The sequence below is a fragment of the Rhodobacter sp. 4.3.4 genome, assembly GCF_058724655.1.
Genome location: NZ_CM178967.1, coordinates 2,336,006 through 2,356,855, shown reverse-complemented (window position 1 = coordinate 2,356,855; position 20,850 = coordinate 2,336,006). Strand labels below are relative to the sequence as shown.

Genomic DNA, 20,850 nt, shown 5'->3' with positions numbered 1-20,850 from the left:
GGCCCGGCGAAAGCGGGATATTTGCCGTGACGGCAGAACGGGGCTTTCCTTTTGGGCGGATTGGGCGTATGGGCTGCGCTTTGATAGTAGCGAAAGCCCCCCCCATATGACCGACTTCCCCCATCTTCCCGCGGCGCTTGCCGAGGCTCTGTCCGCGCGGGGCTATGATGCCCTGACGCCCGTTCAGGACGCGGTGACGCGCCCCGAGCTGGCCGGACGGGATCTCCTCGTCTCGGCGCAGACGGGATCGGGCAAGACGGTGGCTTTCGGGCTGGCGATCTCGGCCGAGTTGCTGGGCGAAAACGGCATCTCGCCTTACCCGGATCTGCCGCGCGCGCTGGTTGTCGCGCCGACGCGTGAACTGGCCGTGCAGGTCAGCCGCGAGCTGAGCTGGCTTTACGAAAAGGCGGGGGCGGTGATCACCGGCGCCGTTGGCGGCATGGATGCCCGCGCCGAGCGGCGGGCGCTGGAACGCGGCGCGCATATCGTTGTCGGCACGCCCGGGCGGATCTGCGATCACATCCGCCGCGGTGCGCTGGATCTGTCGGCGCTCTCGGCCGTCGTGCTCGATGAAGCCGACGAGATGCTGGACATGGGCTTCCGCGAAGATCTGGAATTCATTCTGGAATCCGCGCCCGAGGGGCGTCGCACGCTGATGTTTTCGGCGACCGTGCCGCGCGAGATCGAGCGGCTGGCGCAGACCTTCCAGCGCGAGGCGGAACGGATTTCCACCGTTTCGGCGCGCGAAAGCCATGCCGATATCGATTATCGCGGCGTGCTGGTCGACCGCTCTGACCGTGAAAATGCCATCGTCAACCTGCTGCGCCTGCACGAGGCCGAGCGCGCCATCGTCTTCTGCTCGACCCGGGCGGCGGTGACGCATCTGACCGGCAAGCTGCTGAACCGGGGCTTCTCGGTCGTGGCGCTGTCGGGCGAGCTGACGCAGGACGAACGCTCGCGCGCGCTGCAGATGATGCGCGACGGCCGGGCGCGGGTCTGTATCGCCACCGACGTGGCGGCGCGCGGCATCGACCTGCCGGGGCTGGAGCTGGTGATTCACGCCGATCTGCCGATGAACCGCGAGGGGCTGTTGCACCGCTCGGGCCGCACCGGCCGGGCCGGGCGCAAGGGGCTTTCGGCGCTGGTCGTGCCGCTGAACGTGCGCGCCAAGGCCGAACGGCTTCTGCGCGAGGCGCAGGTCTCGGTGACCTGGGAAGGGGCGCCGACACCCGAGGATATTCTGGCCCGCGATCAGGAACGTCTGCTGACCGAACCGGCGCTGGTCGAGCCCGCGACGGCCGAGGAATTCGACGCCATCGCCCGGCTTTTGGAAACGCATGAGCCGAAGCAGCTGGCCGCCGCGGTGCTGCGCCATTTCCGCGCCGCCCGCACCGCGCCCGAGGATGTGATCCCGGTCAGCGTGGGCGAGGGGCCGAAACCCCGCGCGCGCGAGGAATTCGGGGCTGCGCGCTGGTATCGGCTCTCGATGGGCCATGACCAATGGGTGGACCCGAAATGGCTGTTGCCGATGCTCTGCCGCGCGGGCGATCTGACCCGGCGCGACATCGGGATGATCCGGGTGATGCAGGATCAGACCTTCGTGCAGATCCATGAATCGATGGCCGACCGTTTCGAGGCGGGTCTGGGCCCGGATCGGGTGATGGAAGGCAAATGCACGGTGGAAAACCTGCCGGGTATGCCCGAGGGGCTGGATCGTCCGGCGCCGAAGCCCGACCGCTGGACCAAGACCGGCGATCGCAAGCCCTATGAAAAGAAACCCTATGCGCCGCGCGGCAGCTATGGCGACAAGCCCGCGCCGAAGCCGCATCGCAAGGGCCCGCCGCGCGAAGAGGGCGCCGAGCGCTTCGAAAAGACCGAGCGTCCCGCCCGCAAGCCCGCGGGCGAGGCTGCCGCCGCGCCGAAACCGCGCAAGGCCGCCCCCTGGGCGCGCGAAGGCGGCCATGGCGCCGCCGCGAAAGAGGGCAAACCGGCGCCGAAATACGGCGCGAAAAGCTTTGCCAAGCCGGGGGCGAAACCCGCGGGCAAGCCCGGTCCGAAAAAACCGCGCAGCTTCTGAACCGCTGCGCCGCAAATGCAAAGGGGGCCGCGCGGCCCCCTTTTTCTTGGTCCAAATACGCCCTTGCGCGCTCAGCCCTTGCGGATGGTTTCCATCAGAAGCGTGACGTTGTCCGGGTTCGCCTCGGGGGTGATGCCATGGCCAAGGTTGAAGATATGCGGCCCGTTCTTGAACGCGGCGACGACCTTTTTCGTCGCGTCGACAAGCTCCTGGCCGCCCGTCACCATGTAGGACGGGTCGAGGTTGCCCTGCACGCAGGTCTTGCCCTTTTGCACGTTTTCCGCCGCCCAGTCCGGCGAGACCGAATTGTCGATGGCGACGCAATCCGCCCCGGTCTTCTCGGCAAAGCCGATATAGCCCTGGCCCGCCTCGCGCGGGAAGGCGATGACCGGCAGGCCGGGGAAGCGGCGCTTCATCTCGGCGGTGATCTTGCGGGCGGGTTCGACCGCGAAATCCTCGAAATCCTGGCCCTTGAGCGAGCCAGCCCAGCTGTCGAAGAGCTTGACCACTTCGCAGCCCGCCTCGACCTGTTTCGACAGATATTCGATCGTCGCCTCGGTCACCGCATCGATCAGCGCCGAAAACGCCGCCCGGTCGGTGTCCTTGAACTTGTGCGCCGCCGCCTGATCCTTCGAGCCGCGGCCCGCGATCATGTAGGTGGCCACGGTCCAGGGCATGCCCGCAAAGCCGATGAAGGTGGTTTCCTTCGGCAGCTCGCGGCTCAGGATCTTGCAGGTCTCATAGACCGGGGCAAGCTTGTCGTGGATATCGTCCTTGCCCTTCAGGCCCTTGACGCCTTCCATCGAGGTCACGGTCGACATCCGGGGGCCTTCCCCGGTCTCGAACCACAGATCAAGGCCAAGCGCCTGCGGCAAAAGCAGAATGTCGGCAAACAGGATCGCGGCGTCAAAGCCATAGCGGCGGATCGGCTGCAGCGTCACTTCGGCGGCAAGGTCCGGCGTGTAGCACAGGCTGAGAAAATCGCCCGCCTGCGCGCGGGTGGCGCGGTATTCGGGCAGATAACGGCCCGCCTGCCGCATCAGCCACACCGGCGGCGTGGGAAGAACTTCGCCCTTGAGGGCGCGCAGGATCGTCTTGTCGGTCATAGGGGGCCTCCTTACTTGCTTCCTTTCAGCGTCCCCTGCGGCTGAATGTCAAGCTCTGTTGACACTTGTAAAGCTTGCGCGGGCAATCTGACGCGGTTATGCCAAGCGCATGGAACAGATGCCCTCGCCCAACGCCCCGCTGAAGATCGGCACCCGCGGCAGCCCCCTGGCGCTCGCGCAAGCCTTTGAGACCCGCTCGCGGCTCATGGCCGCTTTCGATCTGCCCGAAGAGGCCTTCGAGATCGTCGTGATCAAGACCTCGGGCGACAATGCGGCGCTGATCGCCGCCGACAAGCCTTTGAAAGAGGTGGGGGGCAAGGGCCTTTTCACCAAGGAAATCGAAGAGGCGATGCTGGCGGGCGCGATCGACATCGCCGTGCATTCGATGAAGGACATGCCGACGATCCAGCCCGAGGGGCTGATCCTCGACTGCTACCTGCCGCGGGAAGACACCCGCGACGCCTTCGTCTCGATGAAATACAATTCGCTCGCCGAGCTGCCCGAGGGCGCGGTGGTGGGCACCTCCAGCCTGCGCCGTCGCGCGCAACTTGCGTCGCGCCGCCCCGATCTGAAACTGGTCGAATTCCGCGGCAACGTGCAGACGCGGATGAAGAAACTGGGCGAAGGCGTGGCCGATGCCACCTTCCTCGCGCTGGCCGGTCTGAACCGTCTGGGCATGTCGGAAGTGGCGAAATCCGCGATCAAGCCCGAAGAGATGCTGCCCGCCGTGGCGCAGGGCTGCATCGGGATCGAACGCCGCGAGGCCGATACCCGCGCGAAGAGGATGCTCGATGCGATCCATCACGCGCCCTCGGGGCTGCGGCTGGCCTGCGAACGCAGCTTCCTTCTGACGCTGGACGGCTCGTGTGAGACCCCGATCGGCGGTCTTTCGGTGCTGGAAGGCGATCAGATCTGGCTGCGCGGCGAGATCCTGCGTCCCGATGGCTCCGAGACGATCACCGGCGAGATCCGGGGTCCGGCCGTCGATGGCGTGGCGCTGGGCGCGGAACTGGCGAAGCAGTTGCTGGCCAAGGCGCCGTCGGATTTCTTCTGCTGGCGCTGAGCCTGCCGCCACCCGCGAAAGGGCGTATTTAGGCCAAGAAAAAGCGGCATGTTTTTTCTTGGCTCAAAGATGCGAAAGCGGGCCTGAAACGGGCGATCCGATGGATCTTCTTGACCGACTGAGCGACCTTCTCGGCCCTGCGCAGGTTCTGCGCGGGGCCGAAGCTTTGGCCTGTGGCCGCGAATGGACCGGGCATTACACCTGGGAGCCGCTGGCCGTTGTCCGTCCCGGCTCCACCGAGGAGGTGGCGGCGGTCCTGCGTCTGGCGCATCAGACCGGCACGCCGGTCGTGCCCGTCGGCGGCAATACCGGGCTGAACGGCGGCACCGCTGCGCCCGGCGCGCTGATGCTGTCGCTGGCCCGCATGCGCCGCATCCGCGATCTGAACCCCGCCGCGCGGACCGTGGTGGCCGAGGCCGGGGTGGTGCTCGAAACCCTCCATAATCTTGCCGCCGAACAGGGGCTGGCCTTTCCGCTGAGCTTTGGCGCCAAGGGCTCGGCGATGGTGGGGGGCTTTTTGTCGACCAATGCGGGCGGCTCGAATGTGGTCCGTTACGGCTCGGCCCGGGCTTTGTGTCTGGGGCTGGAGGTGGTTCTGGCCGATGGACGGATCTGGCACGGGCTGACCGGCCTGCACAAGGACAACACCGGCTACGATCTGCGCGATCTGCTGATCGGGGCCGAGGGGACGCTCGGCATCATCACCGCCGCGGTGCTGAAACTGGTCCCCGCCCCCACGGCTTACGCCACGGCGCTGGTCGGGCTGGAGAGCCTGTCCGAAGCGCTTGCGCTGCTCAACACCGTGCAGGCGGGCAGCGGCGGCGCGGTCGAGGCGTTTGAGTTCATGCCGGATCGCTACATGGCGCGGCTTGCCCGGCTGAAACCGGCGCTCGCCTGTCCCTATGTGCCCCGCCCGGTCAATCTGCTGATCGAGACCGCGACCACCGTCCCCGGCGCCGATCCCGGTGCCGCGCTGGAAACCCTGCTGGGCGCCGCGCTCGAGGCCGGGCAGGTCACCGAAGCGGTGATCGCGCAATCCGCCAGCCAGCGCCGAAAACTGTGGGAGATGCGCGAATCGGCGGCCGAGATCACCTTCACCACGCCCGATATCGTCGATTGCGACATCGCCCTGCCGCTGGACCGGCTGGAGACTTTCCTGGCCCGGATGACGCCCGCTCTGGCCGCTCTTGACCCCGGCGCCGAGGAGCTGGTGATCGCGCATCTGGGCGATGGCAATATCCATTACACCGCTTATCCCTCGCGCCCCGATCCCGCGCTGGCCAAGGCGATCCGCGCGGCGGTCAGCGCCGGGGCGGTTGCCCTGGGCGGCAGTTTTTCCGCCGAACATGGCGTCGGCATTTCGAAACGCGCGACGATGGCGGCGCACAAGGACCCTGTGGCCCTGCAGATGATGGCCGCGATCAAGGCGGCGCTCGACCCCAAGGGCATCCTCAACCCCGGCAAGGTGCTGCCGTAGGGGGTTGAGAATCGCCTCTGCCAGGCGCATCAGGCCTCATGTCCCTCGCCGCCCCCTTCCGCCCGATCCTGCGCGACCGCACCCTGATGCTGGCCGCCTGCCTGCTGGTGCTTTTCGGCGCCCATGCCGCGACGATCGCGCCCTATATGTCCTCGCTTGCGGTCAAGGTCTTCGGCCTGTCCGATCACGCCTTTTCGGCGCTTCTGATCGTCGCCTCGCTGGTCGCCGTCGCCACCTCGGTCGGTTTCGGCATTCTGGCCGATCAGCGCGCCAATCGCCGCGCCATCGCGCTGACCACCGTCACCGCGCTGACGCTGGGCACCGCGCTGATGGCATTCGCCCCCGGCACCCCCGCCTTCGTGCTGGCCCATGCGCTGTTGCTGCCGATCTCCGGCGCGATCTTCGGGCAGATCTTCGCGCTCGCCCGCCTCGCCGCCACCACCCAGCCCGAGGCCGACCGGCCCGCCGTCCTCTCCACCCTGCGCGCGCTTTTCGCGCTGCCCTGGGTCGTGGTGCTGCCGATCTGGTCGCTGGTGTTTCAGGGCACGACGCCGCTGACCGCGGTCTATCCGGTCTGCCTTGTGCTGGCGCTTGCCATGCTGGGGCTGACCATTCGGCTCTGGCCGCGCGATGGCGCAACCCATTGGGAAGACGTGCCCTCGGGCCTTTCGTTCCGCGAGGCGCTGACCGAGATCGCCCATCCGCAGGTGCTGATCCGGGTTCTGGCGCTGGGCACGATCAACGGCGCGGTGATGCTTTACATCATCGTCGTCGGGCTGGTCTTTGCGGGCATTCCCTTCCGCGGCGCCGCCGATACCGCGCTTTATGCAGGGATCATGGCCGGGCTTGAGGTCCCCTTCATGCTGGCGCTGCCCTTTGTCATCGGCCGGGTCCGCCAGACCTGGCTGATCGCGCTGGGCACGTTTCTCTACGCCGTCCATCTGGCGGGCATCCCGCTTCTGGCCGAGACCCCCGCGGTCTGGGCGCTGACCCTTTCGGGCGCGATCGGCGGCGCCATCGTGCTGACGCAACCCATGGCCTATCTGCAGGAGCTGATGGCCGAGCGCCCGGGCGCGGGTGCCTCGCTGATCGCGCTGCAAAAGCTCGCGGGCGACGCCTTTTCTGCCCTCTGCTTTGCGCTTGGCACCAGCCTGGGCGGCTATGGCCTTGCCGCCTTCCTCGGCGCGGCCCTGTCCCTCCTCGGCGCCGCGCTGCTGATCGCGCTTGACCGAAACCGCTGACTTTTTCTTGGTCCAAATACGCCCTTGCCCCAGATGTTTCAGGGCGCAGGGGGCACCCGGCCCAGCACCTCCAGCACCTTCGGCCCCAAGGCGTCGACAATCAGCGTCACGCCTTTGGCTGAGGGGTGGATGTTGTCGCCCTGCATCAGCCCCTCCGTCGCGCGCGCCTCGGGCGTCTTTGCGGCGATCGGCGCCAGCAGATCGGGCACCACCACCGCGCCGTATTTCGCCCCCAGCTCGGGCCAGATCGCATCGTAACCGGCCTGCCAGTCCGGGCCGTAATTGCCGGGCGCCTTCAGCCCGACCAGCGCCACCGGCAGCCCCCGCGCCGTCACCTCGGAGAGCATCGCGTCCAGATTGTCCCGCGCCTGTGCGGGCGGCTGACCGCGCAGCATGTCATTGCCGCCAAGCGCGATCATCACCACATCGACCTCGGGCGTCAGCGACCAGCCCAGCCGCGCCCGCCCGCCCGATGTCGTATCCCCCGACACCCCCGCATTGATCACCGTCACCTCGGCGCCCCGTGCCCGCAACCAGCCCTGCAGCTGCGGCACCAGCCCCTGATCCGGGTCCAGCCCGTAACCCTGGGTCAGGCTGTCACCCACCGCCAGAAGCGTCACCGGCCCGGCCGCGGCCGTTCCGCCGATGCCAAGCGCGAAAATCCCCGCAAGCGCCGCCTTGCCCAGCCGCCGCCGCACCCCATATCCGGTTGATCCCCTTTGCAGACAGGCCCAGATGACCGACATCGTTCTCTCCCTTGCCGACGCGCGACTGACCTTGGCCGGAAATGCCGGTCCCGTCGAGATCCTGCATGCCATCACGCTTGATATCCTGCGCGGCGAAAGCGTGGGGCTGGTGGGGCCGTCGGGGTCAGGCAAGTCGTCGCTCCTGATGCTGATGGGCGGGCTGGAACGCGCCAGCTCCGGGCAGGTTCTGGCGCTGGGCCGCGATCTGACCGCTCTGGGCGAGGATGATCTGGCCCGCTTTCGCCGCGGCAATATGGGGATCGTGTTCCAGTCTTTCCACCTTGTCCCCACGATGACGGCGCTGGAAAACGTCGCGCTGCCCTTGCAGATCGCCGGGGCCAGGGATGCGCTGCCCCGCGCCGAGGCGGAACTGGCCCGGGTCGGGCTCGGTCATCGGCGCAGCCATTATCCATCGGAAATGTCGGGCGGCGAGCAGCAGCGCGTGGCGCTGGCCCGCGCCGTCGCGCCGCGCCCGGCGATCCTGCTGGCCGATGAGCCCACCGGCAATCTCGATGCGGCCAATGGTGCCGCGATCATCGAGCTTCTCTTCACCCTGCAGGCGGAAACCGGGGCGACGCTGGTGCTGGTGACCCATGCGCCGGATCTGGCGGCGCGCTGCAGCCGTCTGGTGCGTCTGGCCGACGGGCGGCTGGCATGAGGCTGGCGCTTTCCATCGCGCGCGCGGAATTGCGCAGCGGAATCAGGGGGTTCCGGATCTTTCTTCTGTGCCTGATGCTGGGCGTGGCGGCGATTGCTGCGGTGGGCCTTGTGCGCGAGGCGATCCGGGCCGGGCTGTCCGATCAGGGCGCGGTGCTGCTGGGCGGGCAGGCGCAGCTGGAATTCACCTATCGCCGCGCGACTGTGCCTGAGCGCGACTGGATCATGGCGCAGGGCGAGCGGGTCTCGGAGGTGGTCGACCTGCGCTCGATGGCCAGCACGGGCGACGGTGCGGAAACCGCGCTGACCCAGCTCAAGGGCGTCGATGAAAACTGGCCGCTTCTCGGGCAGGTGGCGCTGGACCCGCCGGTGGGCGTGGCTGCGCTGGCGGGGCAGGGCGGTCTGCCCGGTGCCTTCCTCGATCCGGTGCTGGCTGACCGGCTGGCGCTGAAGCCCGGGGATCGCTTCCGGCTTGGCGGGCAGGACTTCGTTTTCATGGCGCGGCTCTTGCGCGAACCCGATGCGGGCGGCGCGGGCATGGCCTTTGGCGCGCGCTCGGTGGTGGCGCTTTCGGCGCTCGAACGCACGCCGCTTCTGGCCCCCGGCTCGCTTTACGAAACCCAATACCGCCTGACCCTGCCCGAGGGGCAAAGCCTGCCCGCGCTCAAATCCGCGGCGCAAAAGCGCTTCGAGGGCGCCGGGATGCGCTGGAGCGATGAACGCCGCGCCGCCCCCGCGGTCGAGCGGTTCACCGACCGGCTGGGGTCGTTTCTGGTGCTGGTGGGGCTGGCCGGGCTGGCGGTGGGGGGCGTCGGCATCTTTGCCACGGTGCAGGCCTGGATCGCGCGCAAGGCGGCGACGATTGCCACGCTGCGGGCGCTGGGCGCCTCGGGGGCGACGATCCGGGGCGCGTTCCTGATCCAGCTGGCCGTGCTGACGGTGCTTGGCGTGCTGGCGGGGCTTGCGCTGGCCGCGGCGCTGGTGCTGGCGGCGCAGGGCCCGATCGCCGCCGCGATGCCGGTGCCGGTCACGGTGACGCTTGCCGCCCGCCCGCTGCTCGAGGCGGCGCTTTACGGCACGCTGACGGCGGCGATCTTTGCGCTTTGGCCGCTGGCGCAGCTGTCCGAGCTGCGCGCCGCCACGCTCTACCGCGCTGCGCAGACGGCCCGGCGCGGCCTGCCCGGACCGGGGATGCTGGCGCTGATCGGCGCGCTGACGGCGATGCTTCTGGGCGCGGCGGTGGCGTTTTCTGGCCTGCCCGCGCTGACGCTGGGCACTTTGGGCGGCGTTGCCGCGGCGCTGGGGCTGCTGGCGCTGGCCGCAGCGGGCATCCGCCATCTGGCCCGACGCCTTGGGCCGCGCGTGGCGCGGTTTCCGGCGCTGCATGCGGCGCTCGCCGCGATCGGTGCGCCGCGATCCGAGGCGACGGCGGTCATTCTGGCGCTGGGCCTTGGGCTTTCGGTGCTGGCCGCTGTGGGGCAGGTCGAAAGCGGGCTGCGCGGCGCCATCGCGAAAGACCTGCCGAAACTCGCCCCTGCCTTCTTCCTGATGGACATTCCCCCGCCCGAGCGCCCGGCGCTGGTGGAAAGGATGCAGGATTTCGCCGGTGTCTCGCGTGTCGATACCGTGCCGATGCTGCGCGGCATCCTGACGAAGATCAACGGCCAAGATGCGCGCAAGGTCGCGGGCGAGCATTGGGTCTTGCGCGGCGATCGCGGCGTGACCTTTGCCGAAACCCCGCGCGAAAAGCTGACCGCGGGGCAATGGTGGCCCAAGGATTATGCGGGGCCGCCCTTGGTCTCGGTCTCGGCCAAGGAGGCCGCGGAACTGGGGCTGAACCTGGGCGACCGGCTGACGGTGAACATTCTGGGGCGGGATATCGAGGCCGAAATCGCCTCGTTCCGCGATGTCGATTTTTCCACCATGGGGATCGGCTTCGTGCTGACCTTTTCGCCCAATGCGCTGGCGGGGGCGCCGCATACCGAGCTGGCGACGATCTACGCGCCGCCCACGGATGAAGCGCCGATCCTGCGCGCGCTGTCGAAAGACTTTCCGACCGTGACCGCCATCCCCGTGCGCGAGGCGATGGCGCGGGTCAGTGACGCGCTTTCCGCGATTGCGCAGGCGGTGGCGCTGGCGGCCTCGGTCACGCTTTTGACCGGCTTCACCGTGCTTCTGGGCGCGGCGGCGGCGGGCGAGGAGGCCCGGGCGCGGGAAGCGGCGCTGCTCAAGACGCTTGGGGCGACGCGCGGGCTGATCCTGCGGTCCTTTACCCTGCGGGCGCTGATCCTTGGCGCGGCCTCGGGGGCGATTGCGGTGGCGGTGGGGGCGCTGGCCGGTTGGGCGGTGCTGACCTTCGTGATGGAGGCGCCCTTCCGCTTCGATCCGCTGTCAGCCGGGGCGATCGTCGCGGGCGGCATGGCGGCGGTGCTGGCGGCGGGCACGCTGTTTGCGGCGCGTCCGCTCTCGGTGCGGCCGGCGCAGGTGTTGCGGGCGCAGGACTGAGTGAAAAGCCCCGCGGGACAGGGTCCGGCGGGGCGTTTGATCTGCGGTGGCGGGACGGCTCAGGCGAGCCCGACCTCGTCCAGAATGCCGCGGCGCTTGGCTTCGTAGTAATAGCCCTTGGAATACCAGCTTATGGCGCGGCTTTCGCTGCCATCGGCGCACATCCAGGCGCCGCGCAGGTATTTCACCCCGTATTTCAGGTTCGTATCCGCATCGAGCAGATCGGCGCCGCTGCCCTCGAAGCCCATCAGCCCGGCGGTGCGCGGATGAATCTGCATCAGCCCGTAATAGGGGCCGTTGCGGGCGCCCGGATTGTAGCTGCTTTCGCGCTGCACGATCCGGTGCACCAGACTGCGCGGCACGCCGTAATGATCGGCCCAGCGGTTGATCTTGGCGCGCATCGCCGGGCTTTCGCCGGGTTTCAGCAGGCCATCGGGCGGGTTTTTCGACGATTGACGGCCCGTGCCGCAAGCCGAAAGCGCCAGGGCGGCACCAAAGCTCAGCAGCAGGGATCGGCGGGACAGCATGTGGCCTCCAGTCGCTCACGGGTTCGTTTCAGCCCTGATACCGAGCCGTGATCCCCGCGGCAAAGGAATTTTCCACGCCCGGGCGACAATGGGCGGCGTTTTGCCGATGCTCAGGCGGCGGCGCGGCGCAATCTGAGGGCGTTGCTGACGACGAAAACCGAGGACAGCGACATCGCCGCGGCGGCCAGCATCGGCGACAGGCCGGGTCCGCCAAAGGGCACCAGCACGCCCATGGCGACCGGGATCAGCGCGGCGTTATAGGCGAAAGCCCAGAACAGGTTTTGCCGGATGTTGCGCATCACGGCTTTGGAGAGCGCGACCGCACGGGCCGCTCCGCGCGGATCGGCGCCGACGATCACCACCTCGGCCGCCTCGATCGCGACATCGGTGCCCGAGCCGAGCGCCAGCCCCACATCGGCCGCCGCAAGGGCAGGGGCGTCGTTGATGCCATCGCCCACGAAGGCCACGGCACCCGCGCGTTTCATCTCCTCCAGCGCCGCGACCTTGCCCGCGGGCAGGACCCCCGCGATGACGCGCGAAATGCCCAGCTGCCGCCCGACCGCCTCGGCCGTGGCCGCGACATCGCCCGAGATCATCGCCACCGCGATCCCCTCGCGCGCCAGCGCCGCAACGGCCGCGGCGGCGTGGGCTTTCGGCGGATCGGCGAGCGCGAGCACGGCAAGCGGAGCACCATCCAGCGCCACCAGAACCGGGGTTTTGCCATCCTGCGCAAAGACTTCGGCCGTGGCCAGCAGCGGGGCGGGGTCGATCCCGGCCTCGCGCAGCGCGGCGGCATTGCCCAACAGGATCGGACGTCCCTCGACCTCGGCCGAAAGACCGCGGCCGGGCGTTGCCACCACCTTGCGGGCGCGGGCGGGCATGATCCCGCGGGCCTCGGCAGCCTGCACGACGGCCTGCGCGAGGGGGTGTTCGGAGCGTGCCTCGGCCCCGGCGGCCAGGCGCAGCAGGTCGGCTTCGCTCAGGCCCGGAAGCACGAAAACATCGGTCAGCGTCGGGCGCCCCTCGGTCAGGGTGCCGGTTTTGTCAAAGGCAAGCGTGCGCACCTCGGCCAGCCGTTGCAGCGCATCGCCGCGCCGGAACAAAAGGCCCAGTTCGGCCCCCCGCCCGGTGCCCACAAGGATCGAAACCGGCGTGGCCAGCCCCATCGCGCAGGGGCAGGCGATGATCATCACCGAAATCGCCGCGACGAGCGCGGGCGCCAGCCCTTGCCCCAGCGCGACCCAGACCGCGAAGGTCAGCGTCGACAGCGCCATCACCACCGGCACGAAAACCCGGGTGACGCGGTCGACCAGCGCCTGCACCGGCAGTTTCTGCCCCTGCGCCGCCTCCACCAGTGCGATGATCCGCGAGAGCACCGTATCCGCCCCGGTCGCGGTGACGCGGAAGACCAGCGCCGAAGTGCCGTTCACCGTGCCCCCGGTGACTGGCTGGCCCGGGGCTTTCCCGACCGGGACGGGCTCGCCCGTGAGCATGCTTTCGTCAAGGAAACCATGGCCTTCGGTGACGATCCCATCCACCGCCACCCGCTCTCCCGGCGCCAGTTCGACCAGATCGCCGGGGGCGAGTTCCTCGACCGGCAGCTCGACCGTGCCGCCCGGGCGCTGCACCCGCGCCGTGGCCGGGCGCAGCGCGACCAGCCGCGAGATCGCCGCGCCCGCCCGCCCCTTGGCGCGGGCTTCCAGCCAGCGGCCAAGCAGGATCAGCGTCACGATCACCGCCGCCGCCTCGAAATAAACGTCAAAGGTGCCGGGCGGCAGGATCTGCGGCACCAGCACGACCAGCGCCGAATACCCCCACGCGGCAAGCGCCCCAAGCGCCACAAGCGAGTTCATCTCGGGCGCAAGGCGGAAAAGCGCCGGCAGGCCCAGGCGCAGGAAGACCCGGCCCGGGAAGGCCAGAACCAGGGTGGTGAAAAGGAATTGCACGTTCTGCATCCCGTCCTCGCCGATCGCGCGGGCCAGCATGTGATGCAGCGGCGGGTAAAGATGCGGCCCCATCGCCAGGAAGAAGACCGGCGCGGTGAGCAGCGCCGACAGCAGGAATTGATGCTTCAGCCGCGCCGCTTCCGCTGCCTGCCGTTCGGCCACCGGGGCCGGGGCGGGGGGCGCGCTGATCACCCGGGCCTGCACGTCGATGTCCTCCAGCCGCCGCAGCAGCTCCGAGGGCGCCACCGTGCCCTGCGCATAGCGCACGCGGGCGGTGCCATCCGGCGCCACCGCGACCGAGAGCACCCCGGACGCCGCTTGCAGCGCCGCCGCAACCCGCCCCGGATCCTCCGCCCCGAAGTCCAGACAGGTCTCGGCCTCGGCAACCGGATAGCCCGCCCGCGCCAGCGCCCCGGCCAAAGCCTCCGCCCGCGCGGGCGCCTCGAACTCGACCCGGACCGAGCGCGCCATCAGATTGGCCGCCGCCAGCGTCACCCCCGCTTCCGCCTGCAACGCCCGCTCCACCCGCCCGGTGCAGGCGCCGCAATGCATCCCCTCGACGATGAAACTGGTGCTGGCCATGGCGCTCTCCCTTTGCCTTTCAGTTGCGCTGCGCGGCGGCAAGGTCAAGCGCGCAAATATTCGAGAACTTGAATTTGTCTGGCGATGATGCTATCTGAGGGGCAATGACATCCGCAACCGGAGGCTTCCGATGACCCTTGACCGCGCTGTTCTTGTCTTTGCCGGGATCATGGTTCTGCTCAGCGTCGTGCTGACCTGGACCGTGTCGGCGTATTTCCTGTGGTTCACCGTCTTCATCGGTTTGAACCTGATCCAGTCGGCCTTCACCGGCTTCTGCCCGGCCGCCATCGTTCTGGGCAAACTCGGCTTCCAGACCGGCTGCGCCTTCGAGGCAAAGTAAGCCTCGGGGCCTGCTTTCATCTTGCCTCAAATATCCCGGGGGTGCGGGGGCGGAGCCCCCGCCCGGGTCGCCTCGGGCGAAAGCCCGAGGCGAAATCTCTCACGGCTTCCAGCCAAGGAAATTCGCGATGATCCGCAGCCCGGTGCGCTGCGATTTTTCCGGGTGGAACTGCGTGCCCACAATGTTATCGCGCCCGACGATCGCGGTGATCGCGCCCGCATAATCGGCATGCGCCAGCCGATGCACGGGGTCCGCCACGACGAAATGATAGGAATGCACGAAATAGGCATGATCGCCGGTGGTGATCCCCTCCAGCACCGGATGGGCGTGATCCAGAACCAGATCGTTCCAGCCCATATGCGGCACCTTGAGCCGGGCATCCGCGGGGGCGATCCGCACCACCTCGCCGCCGATCCAGTCAAAGCCCGGGGTGGGCTCGAATTCCAGCCCGCGCGTCGCCAGCATCTGCATGCCGATGCAGATCCCCATGAAGGGCACGGCGCGGCGGGTGACGGCCTCGCCCACCGCCTCGAACAGCCCGCTGTGGCGCACAAGCGCCGCCCGGCAGGCGGGAAAGGCCCCGTCGCCCGGCAGCACGATCCGGTCGGCGCGCGCCACCACATCAGGCTCGGAGGTGACGACGACCGTGCCATGCCCGGCCTCGCGCGCCATCCGCTCGAAGGCCTTTTGCGCCGAATGCAGGTTGCCGCTGTCGTAATCGACCAGAACCGTCAGGCTCATCAGAGCGCCCCTTTCGTCGAGGGCAGGGCGGTGCCCATCCGCGCATCGGGCTCGACCGCGCTGCGCAGCGCGCGGGCGACCGCCTTGAAGGCGGCCTCGGCGATGTGGTGGCTGTTCACCCCATGCACGCGGTCGACATGCAGGGTGATCCCGCCATGGGTGGCGAGCGCCTGAAAGAATTCGCGCACGAGTTCGGTGTCGAAAGTGCCGATCTTCTGCGTCGGGAAATCGACATTCCAGACCAGAAACGGCCGCGCCGACAGATCGAGCGCGCAAGCGACCTGCGCATCATCCATCGCCAGAACGAAATGCCCGTAGCGGCGGATGCCGCGCTTGTCGCCCAAGGCCGCGCTCAGCGCCTGGCCGAGCGCGATGCCGGTATCCTCGACGGTGTGGTGATCGTCGATATGCAGATCGCCCGTGGCGGTGATGTCGAGATCGATCAGCGCATGGCGCGAGAGCTGATCCAGCATGTGATCGAAAAAGCCGACGCCGGTGGCATTCCGGTACACCCCGGTGCCGTCAAGGTTCACCGTCACCGAGATCTCGGTCTCGGCGGTCTTGCGATGGATCGTGGCTGTCCGCATCGGCTGCTCCTCTTGGTTTCAGGGCCTTATAGGGCGGGCAGGGGCGGATGTTAAGCCGGAAGCCGAAAAGACGAAACCCTCCCCGAGGGGAGGGTTTTTCGTCTGGAGCGGGCGATGAGATTCGAACTCACGACCCTAACCTTGGCAAGGTTATGCTCTACCCCTGAGCTACGCCCGCATCCTTGGCGATGGCCTTGCGGCCTGAGGTGTGGTCTTGCGACCGGTTCCGATTGGAGCGGGCGATGAGATTCGAACTCACGACCCTAACCTTGGCAAGGTTATGCTCTACCCCTGAGCTACGCCCGCGCTGCCTTTCGGTGAGGGGGGATTTATGAAATCGCGCCGGGGCCTGCAAGAGGAAAATGCACGTTCGGACGAAAAACTGCCGCAAGACCCGAAAGCGCCCCGGCGGCATCGCCAAACCGCCACCGCTTCGGCGGGGACGGGGGGCGCTGCCCCCCATCCCGGCGGGACTCCCCCCGGGATATTTCGGCCAAGGTGAGACGAAACGGGGGGCTGCTTTCCCCTTGCGGCAAATATCCCGGGGGTGGGATTTTCCGAAGGAAAAGAGGGGGCAGCGCCCCCCTTTCCAGTTTCGTGAAGGGGGCCCCGCGTCGCCCCGGCCGGCAGGCGGTGCCTGCGTCGCGTGGCCAGCCGGTTCAGGCGGCGCGCGAAGGCGCCGCGGTGCCGACACCGGCGCCCAGATCGAATCGCGCGATCGCCTGCGACAGGTTTTGCGCCGCGGCGAGGAGATCGCGGCCCGAATGCGCCGTGCGCTCCACCCCCTCGACGCTTTTCTGCGTCGCCAGATCCAGCACCTCGGTCGCCGCCGTCACCTCGCCGATGCTGGCCGATTGCTCGCGGCTGATCTGCGCCAGATCCTGCACATGGCCGACGATCGCCTCGATCACCGCGACGGCGGCGGCCAGGCCGCGGTCGGCCTCGCTCACCAGGGTTTCGCCCTCGCCGACCTTGCTGCGCGCCTCGCCGATCAGCCCGCCGATCTCGGCGGCGGCGGCGGTGGTGCGCTGCGCCAGATCGCGCACCTCCGAGGCGACGACGGCAAAGCCTCGCCCGGCCTCGCCCGCCCGCGCCGCCTCGACGCCCGCATTCAGCGCCAGCAGGTTGGTCTGGAAGGAAATGTCGTCGATCACCGAGATGATCCGCGCGATCGCATCCGAAGAGGCGGTGATCCGTCCCATCGCCTCGACCACCCGGTTCACCGTCGCCTGCGCGGTCTGGATGTCGGCGCGCATCCGTTCGGCGCTGCGCGCGGTTTCCGCCGCCCGCTCGGCCCCGGTGCGCGACGATCCCGCCAGCTCGGTCATCGCCGCCGCGGTCTCTTCCAGCGAGGCGGCGGCCCGGGCGGCCTGCGCCGACATCTCGTCCGCGCCGCGGTCCAGCGCCGCCGAGGTCGACAGGATCCCCTCGGTGCTGTGCCGGATCGTCCGCACCAGCGCCGCAAGCTCGCCCAGCGCGGCGTTGAAATTGCTGCGCAGGCTTTCGTATTGCGGCGGGAAGGGGGTCGCGATCACCGCCGTCAGATCGCCCGCGGCCAGCCGGTGCAGCCCGGTTTCCAGCGCGGCGACGATCTGCTGCTGCTCGGCCAGCTGCGCGGCGCGTTCCGCTTCCACCGCCGCTTCAAGCGCCCGGCGCTCGGCCTCGGCGGCGGCGGCGGCGGCGCGGCGCTCCTCGGCGCGCTCGGCCTCGGCGCGTTCGGCGGCGCGTTCATGCGCAAGCAGCGCCCGATGCTCGGCCTCGCGCTCGGCGGCGGCCCGCTGCGCGGCCTCGGCCAGACGCGCATTCTGTTCCAGCATGTCGCGAAAGATCAGCAGCGATTCCTGCAGCGCGCCGATCTCGCCACCGCGGCGGCGCATCGTGTCGAGCACGCGCAGATCGCCTGCGGCCAGACCGCGGGTGCGCAGGGTCAGGCGGCGCAGCGGCCGCACGATCAGCCCCTGCAGCGCCAGCACGACCCCGCCCAGCGCCAGCCCCGCCAGCGCCAGCAACAGGCTGAAGCTGCGGATCGTGCGCCCGGCGTCGTCCTCCAGCCGTCCGATGTCGGCCGCCACCGACTCAAGCACCGTCAAACCGCCCGCGGTGACGCTGGTGGTGATCTGCTCGGTCGCGGCCAGCGCCTCTCCGGCCCGGTCCGAGGCCTCGGCGCCCGTCCGCAGCACCGCGCGGCGCAGCGCGACAAGCCCGGTCTCGGGGCTGGCCAGATCCAGCAGCCTTGCGCGCCCCGCGGCCTTGGCCTCGGGCACCGAGCGCGCGACCTTTTCCGCCGCCTCCGCGAATTTCCGCCCGCGCGGCCCGAAAGCCGCCGGATCGGTCTCGGTCAGAATGCGGATGATTTCCGTGCGCAGCCGGATCACGTCCTTCGGCTCATAGGCGTTGAAGCCCGTCACCACCGTCGCCAGCACCGAATCGATGTCCCTGAGCGCCTGCGCCAGCGCCGCCTCGGCCGCCATCCGCTCCGACAGCGCGCCGGTCAGCGCCGTCAGACGCGCCTGCAGCCGGGTGAAATCGGCGCCAAGCCCGGGCACCGCCGCAGCCTCGGGCGTTGCGGCGAGGCGCCCGATCTGCGCCGCCAGCGTGGCATTGGCGGCGCTGACTGCCGCTGCGTCGGGCGCCTGCAACAGCTGGGCAAATCCCTGCGGCAAGGCCGCGATCTGCGCCACGAGCGTGCTGGAGGCCCGCAGATCGGGCAGCCGTTCCTCGGCCATCTCACGCGTCTGCGTCCCGAACCCCGACAGCCCCTGCTGCGCGGTCCAGCCCAGCACCGCCAGCAAAAGCGCGAACAGGCCGGCGCAAAGCCCGACCTGCACCCCGATTCTGCCCAGATAAACCCGAATATCCGCCATGAAACACCTGTTCAGCCTGCGCGCCCAACGTCTTGTGCGCGCAAGTCTTGATCCAAGGGGTTGAGCAATTCTGAACAACCTTAAGGTGTCACAAAAACTTCACACTACCGTCAAACGTCAGGCCGCCGTCGCTTTGTCACAGCGCCGTCATGCGCCGCAGGGATGGTCCGGCGACGCAACCTGACAGGACGATCCCATGACCTTTCGCAGCCTTTGCCTGACCTCGGCGCTGGCGCTTGCCACGGCCTTTCCCGCCCATGCCGAGCAAAGCTTCAACCGCATTTCCGCTTTTGCGACGCCGCTCAATGCCACCGGCGCCGAGGCGGGCCACCCCTCCTCGGCCGAGATCATCACCGCGACCGAAGACGGGCAGAAGCTGATCTATTCCGACAGCCCGCTGGGCGTTCTGGGGCTGATCGACATTGCCGATCCGCACGCGCCGAAACCGCTTGGCACGGTGGCGATGGGCGGCGAGCCGACGACGACGGTGGTGCTGGGCGATCTCGCCTTTGCCGGGGTGAACACCTCGGAAAGCTATGCCCAGCCCTCGGGGAAGCTGGTGACGGTGGATCTGGGCAGGCAAAAGATCGTGGCGGACTGCGATCTGGGCGGGCAGCCCGATTCTGTCGCCAAGGCCCCCGATGGCAGTTTCCTGGCCGTCGCAATCGAGAACGAGCGCGACGAGGAGGTGAACGAGGGCGATTTGCCGCAGATGCCCGCGGGTTATCTGGTCAAGCTGCCGCTGGCCAAGGGGGCGGTGGACTGCGGCGCGCTGCAAAAGATCGAGCTGACCGGGCTGGCCGCGGTGGCGGGCGACGATCCCGAGCCGGAATTCGTCGCGATCAACGCGGCGGGCGAGATCGTCGTGACGCTGCAGGAAAACAACGAAATCGTGGTGATCGGCGCCGATGGCAAGGTCGCCACGCATTTTTCCGCGGGCACGGTCGATCTGGCGGGGATCGACACGAAGAAGGACGGCAAGCTCGATTTCACCGGCAAGAAAGAGGGGGTCGCGCGCGAACCCGACGGGGTGAAATGGATCGACACCGAGCATTTCGTCACCGCGAACGAGGGCGACTGGAAGGGCGGTTCCCGCGGTTTCACGATCTGGAACAAGGACGGCAGCGTCGTTTTTGAAGCGGGCGCCAGCCTTGAGCGCGAGATGGCGGCGCTGGGCCATTACCCCGACAAGCGCAACAAGAAAGGCGTCGAGATCGAATCGGTCGAGGTGGCGGAGTTCGACGGGCGCAAGCTTTTGTTCGTCGCTTCGGAACGGGCCTCGCTGGTGGCGGTCTATGATCTGGCCGATCTCGCGGCGCCGAAACTCTTGCAGATCCTGCCCTCGGGGATCAGCCCGGAAGGTCTGGTGGCGATCCCGGCCCGCGGGCTTCTGGCGACGGCGAATGAGGTCGATCTGCGCGAAGACGGGCTCGCCCCGGCGCATGTGATGCTTTATGCGCTTTCCGACGCCCCGCCCGCCTATCCGACGCTGACCAGCGCGGGCACCGAGCCCTTGATCGGCTGGGCGGCGCTTTCGGCGCTGACCGCCGATCCGGCGCAACCGGGGCAGCTTTTCGCCGCCTCGGACAGTGTGCTCGCGGCGGCACCGGCGATCTATACCCTCGACGCGACGCAGAAACCGGCGCGGATCACCGCGGCGCTGACGGTGACGCGGGGGGGCGATCCGGCGCAGCTGATGGATATCGAGGGGTTGGCCAGCGATGGCAAGGGCGGCTTCTGGCTCGCGACCGAGGGGCGCACCGACAAGATGATCCCGCATGGCATCGTGCATGTGGATGAGACGGGGGCGATCGACAAGCAGATCGGCCTGCCGCCGGAACTTGCCGTGCAGGAGACCCGTTTCGGCTTTGAAGGGATCGCGCTGGCGGGCGACCGGCTCTGGCTTGCGGTGCAGCGGCCCTGGAAGGACGATCCGAAGGGGATGGTGAAGCTGGTCTCCTATGATCTGGACGACGAAAAATGGGGCGCGGTGCAGTATCCGCTCGATGCCGCGCCCGAGGGCGGCTGGGTCGGGCTGTCGGAAATCACCCTGCACGGCGATTTCGCCTATCTGATCGAGCGCGACAACCAGCTGGCCGACAGGGCAGCGGTGAAGCGGCTTTACCGCGTCGCGCTGGCCGATCTGACCCCCGCCGATCTGGGCGGGCCGCTGCCGGTGGTGAAAAAGGCGCTGGTGCGGGACCTTTTGCCCGATCTGGCGGCCAGCAAGGGCTATGTGCTCGACAAGGTGGAAGGTTTCGCCATCGACGCGGCGGGCGAGGGCTTCGTCGTCACCGACAATGACGGCGTGGACGACAGCTCGGGCGAGACGCTGTTCTGGTCGATCGGCAAGGTCGAATAACCCCCCCCCGCCTTTTCGAAGATCCGACA

General features: G+C 68.6%; 15 protein-coding genes and 2 tRNA genes. 8 read left to right on the top strand and 9 right to left on the bottom strand.

Translation table 11 applies throughout. From position 1 onward, the window contains the following. Positions 1-106: 106 nt before the first annotated feature. The gene (locus AC4PTB_RS11380) at positions 107-2,077 is read left to right on the top strand and encodes a DEAD/DEAH box helicase (protein WP_492190063.1); all 1,971 of its coding nucleotides are present in this window, start codon (positions 107-109) and stop codon (positions 2,075-2,077) included. Positions 2,078-2,148: 71 nt separating this feature from the next. On the opposite strand, the gene hemE is transcribed toward AC4PTB_RS11380, so the two are convergent. Further along, positions 2,149-3,183, bottom strand: coding sequence for a uroporphyrinogen decarboxylase (hemE, locus tag AC4PTB_RS11375; RefSeq protein WP_492190062.1), 1,035 nt, complete (start codon positions 3,181-3,183; stop codon positions 2,149-2,151). A 118-nt stretch (positions 3,184-3,301) separates the two neighbouring features. On the opposite strand from hemE, the gene hemC reads away from it, so the two are divergent. The 3 genes from hemC to AC4PTB_RS11360 all read left to right on the top strand — a co-directional run bounded on the left by hemC (position 3,302) and on the right by AC4PTB_RS11360 (position 6,964). Further along, positions 3,302-4,246, top strand: a complete 945-nt coding sequence (hemC, locus tag AC4PTB_RS11370) for a hydroxymethylbilane synthase (protein ID WP_492192632.1) — start codon at positions 3,302-3,304, stop codon at positions 4,244-4,246. Between the two features lie 100 nt (positions 4,247-4,346). Then, positions 4,347-5,723: an FAD-binding oxidoreductase gene (locus AC4PTB_RS11365; protein WP_492190061.1), complete on the top strand. Its 1,377-nt coding sequence runs from the start codon at positions 4,347-4,349 to the stop codon at positions 5,721-5,723. Positions 5,724-5,761: 38 nt separating this feature from the next. After that, on the top strand, positions 5,762-6,964 hold the full coding sequence (locus AC4PTB_RS11360) for an MFS transporter (RefSeq protein ID WP_492190060.1): 1,203 nt from the start codon (positions 5,762-5,764) through the stop codon (positions 6,962-6,964). Positions 6,965-7,002: 38 nt separating this feature from the next. Here the strand turns inward: AC4PTB_RS11360 and AC4PTB_RS11355 are convergent, their stop codons facing one another. Then, on the bottom strand, positions 7,003-7,710 hold the full coding sequence (locus AC4PTB_RS11355; RefSeq protein WP_492190059.1) for an arylesterase: 708 nt from the start codon (positions 7,708-7,710) through the stop codon (positions 7,003-7,005). On the opposite strand from AC4PTB_RS11355, the gene AC4PTB_RS11350 reads away from it, so the two are divergent. Beyond that, positions 7,700-8,368, top strand: a complete 669-nt coding sequence (locus AC4PTB_RS11350; RefSeq protein ID WP_492190058.1) for an ABC transporter ATP-binding protein — start codon at positions 7,700-7,702, stop codon at positions 8,366-8,368. The genes AC4PTB_RS11355 and AC4PTB_RS11350 overlap by 11 nt on opposite strands. Next, positions 8,365-10,872: an ABC transporter permease gene (locus AC4PTB_RS11345; protein ID WP_492190057.1), complete on the top strand. Its 2,508-nt coding sequence runs from the start codon at positions 8,365-8,367 to the stop codon at positions 10,870-10,872. The genes AC4PTB_RS11350 and AC4PTB_RS11345 overlap by 4 nt, the downstream gene beginning before the upstream one ends. Before the next feature lie 59 nt (positions 10,873-10,931). Here the strand turns inward: AC4PTB_RS11345 and AC4PTB_RS11340 are convergent, their stop codons facing one another. Continuing rightward, positions 10,932-11,399 (bottom strand): transglycosylase SLT domain-containing protein, encoded by a 468-nt coding sequence (locus tag AC4PTB_RS11340; RefSeq protein WP_492190056.1) that lies wholly within the window; start codon positions 11,397-11,399, stop codon positions 10,932-10,934. A 110-nt stretch (positions 11,400-11,509) separates the two neighbouring features. Then, a complete protein-coding gene (locus tag AC4PTB_RS11335) occupies positions 11,510-13,927 on the bottom strand; it encodes a heavy metal translocating P-type ATPase (protein ID WP_492190055.1) in 2,418 nt (805 codons plus the stop codon). 130 nt (positions 13,928-14,057) lie between these two features. Between AC4PTB_RS11335 and AC4PTB_RS11330 the strand changes: the two genes are divergently transcribed. Then, positions 14,058-14,267, top strand: coding sequence for a YgaP family membrane protein (locus AC4PTB_RS11330; RefSeq protein WP_492190054.1), 210 nt, complete (start codon positions 14,058-14,060; stop codon positions 14,265-14,267). 99 nt (positions 14,268-14,366) lie between these two features. Here AC4PTB_RS11330 and hisH read toward each other — a convergent pair whose 3' ends face one another. The 5 genes from hisH to AC4PTB_RS11305 all read right to left on the bottom strand — a co-directional run bounded on the left by hisH (position 14,367) and on the right by AC4PTB_RS11305 (position 18,459). After that, a complete protein-coding gene (gene hisH / locus AC4PTB_RS11325; protein WP_492190053.1) occupies positions 14,367-15,008 on the bottom strand; it encodes an imidazole glycerol phosphate synthase subunit HisH in 642 nt (213 codons plus the stop codon). Beyond that, the gene (hisB, locus tag AC4PTB_RS11320; RefSeq protein WP_492190052.1) at positions 15,008-15,595 is read right to left on the bottom strand and encodes an imidazoleglycerol-phosphate dehydratase HisB; all 588 of its coding nucleotides are present in this window, start codon (positions 15,593-15,595) and stop codon (positions 15,008-15,010) included. Before hisB ends, hisH begins: the two co-directional genes overlap by 1 nt. Before the next feature lie 103 nt (positions 15,596-15,698). After that, positions 15,699-15,773 (bottom strand) — tRNA-Gly (locus tag AC4PTB_RS11315). Between the two features lie 53 nt (positions 15,774-15,826). Continuing rightward, a tRNA-Gly gene (locus AC4PTB_RS11310) sits at positions 15,827-15,901 on the bottom strand. Between the two features lie 353 nt (positions 15,902-16,254). After that, positions 16,255-18,459, bottom strand: a complete 2,205-nt coding sequence (locus tag AC4PTB_RS11305; RefSeq protein ID WP_492190051.1) for a methyl-accepting chemotaxis protein — start codon at positions 18,457-18,459, stop codon at positions 16,255-16,257. 196 nt (positions 18,460-18,655) lie between these two features. On the opposite strand from AC4PTB_RS11305, the gene AC4PTB_RS11300 reads away from it, so the two are divergent. Beyond that, positions 18,656-20,821: an esterase-like activity of phytase family protein gene (locus AC4PTB_RS11300; RefSeq protein ID WP_492190050.1), complete on the top strand. Its 2,166-nt coding sequence runs from the start codon at positions 18,656-18,658 to the stop codon at positions 20,819-20,821. Positions 20,822-20,850 lie beyond the last annotated feature (29 nt).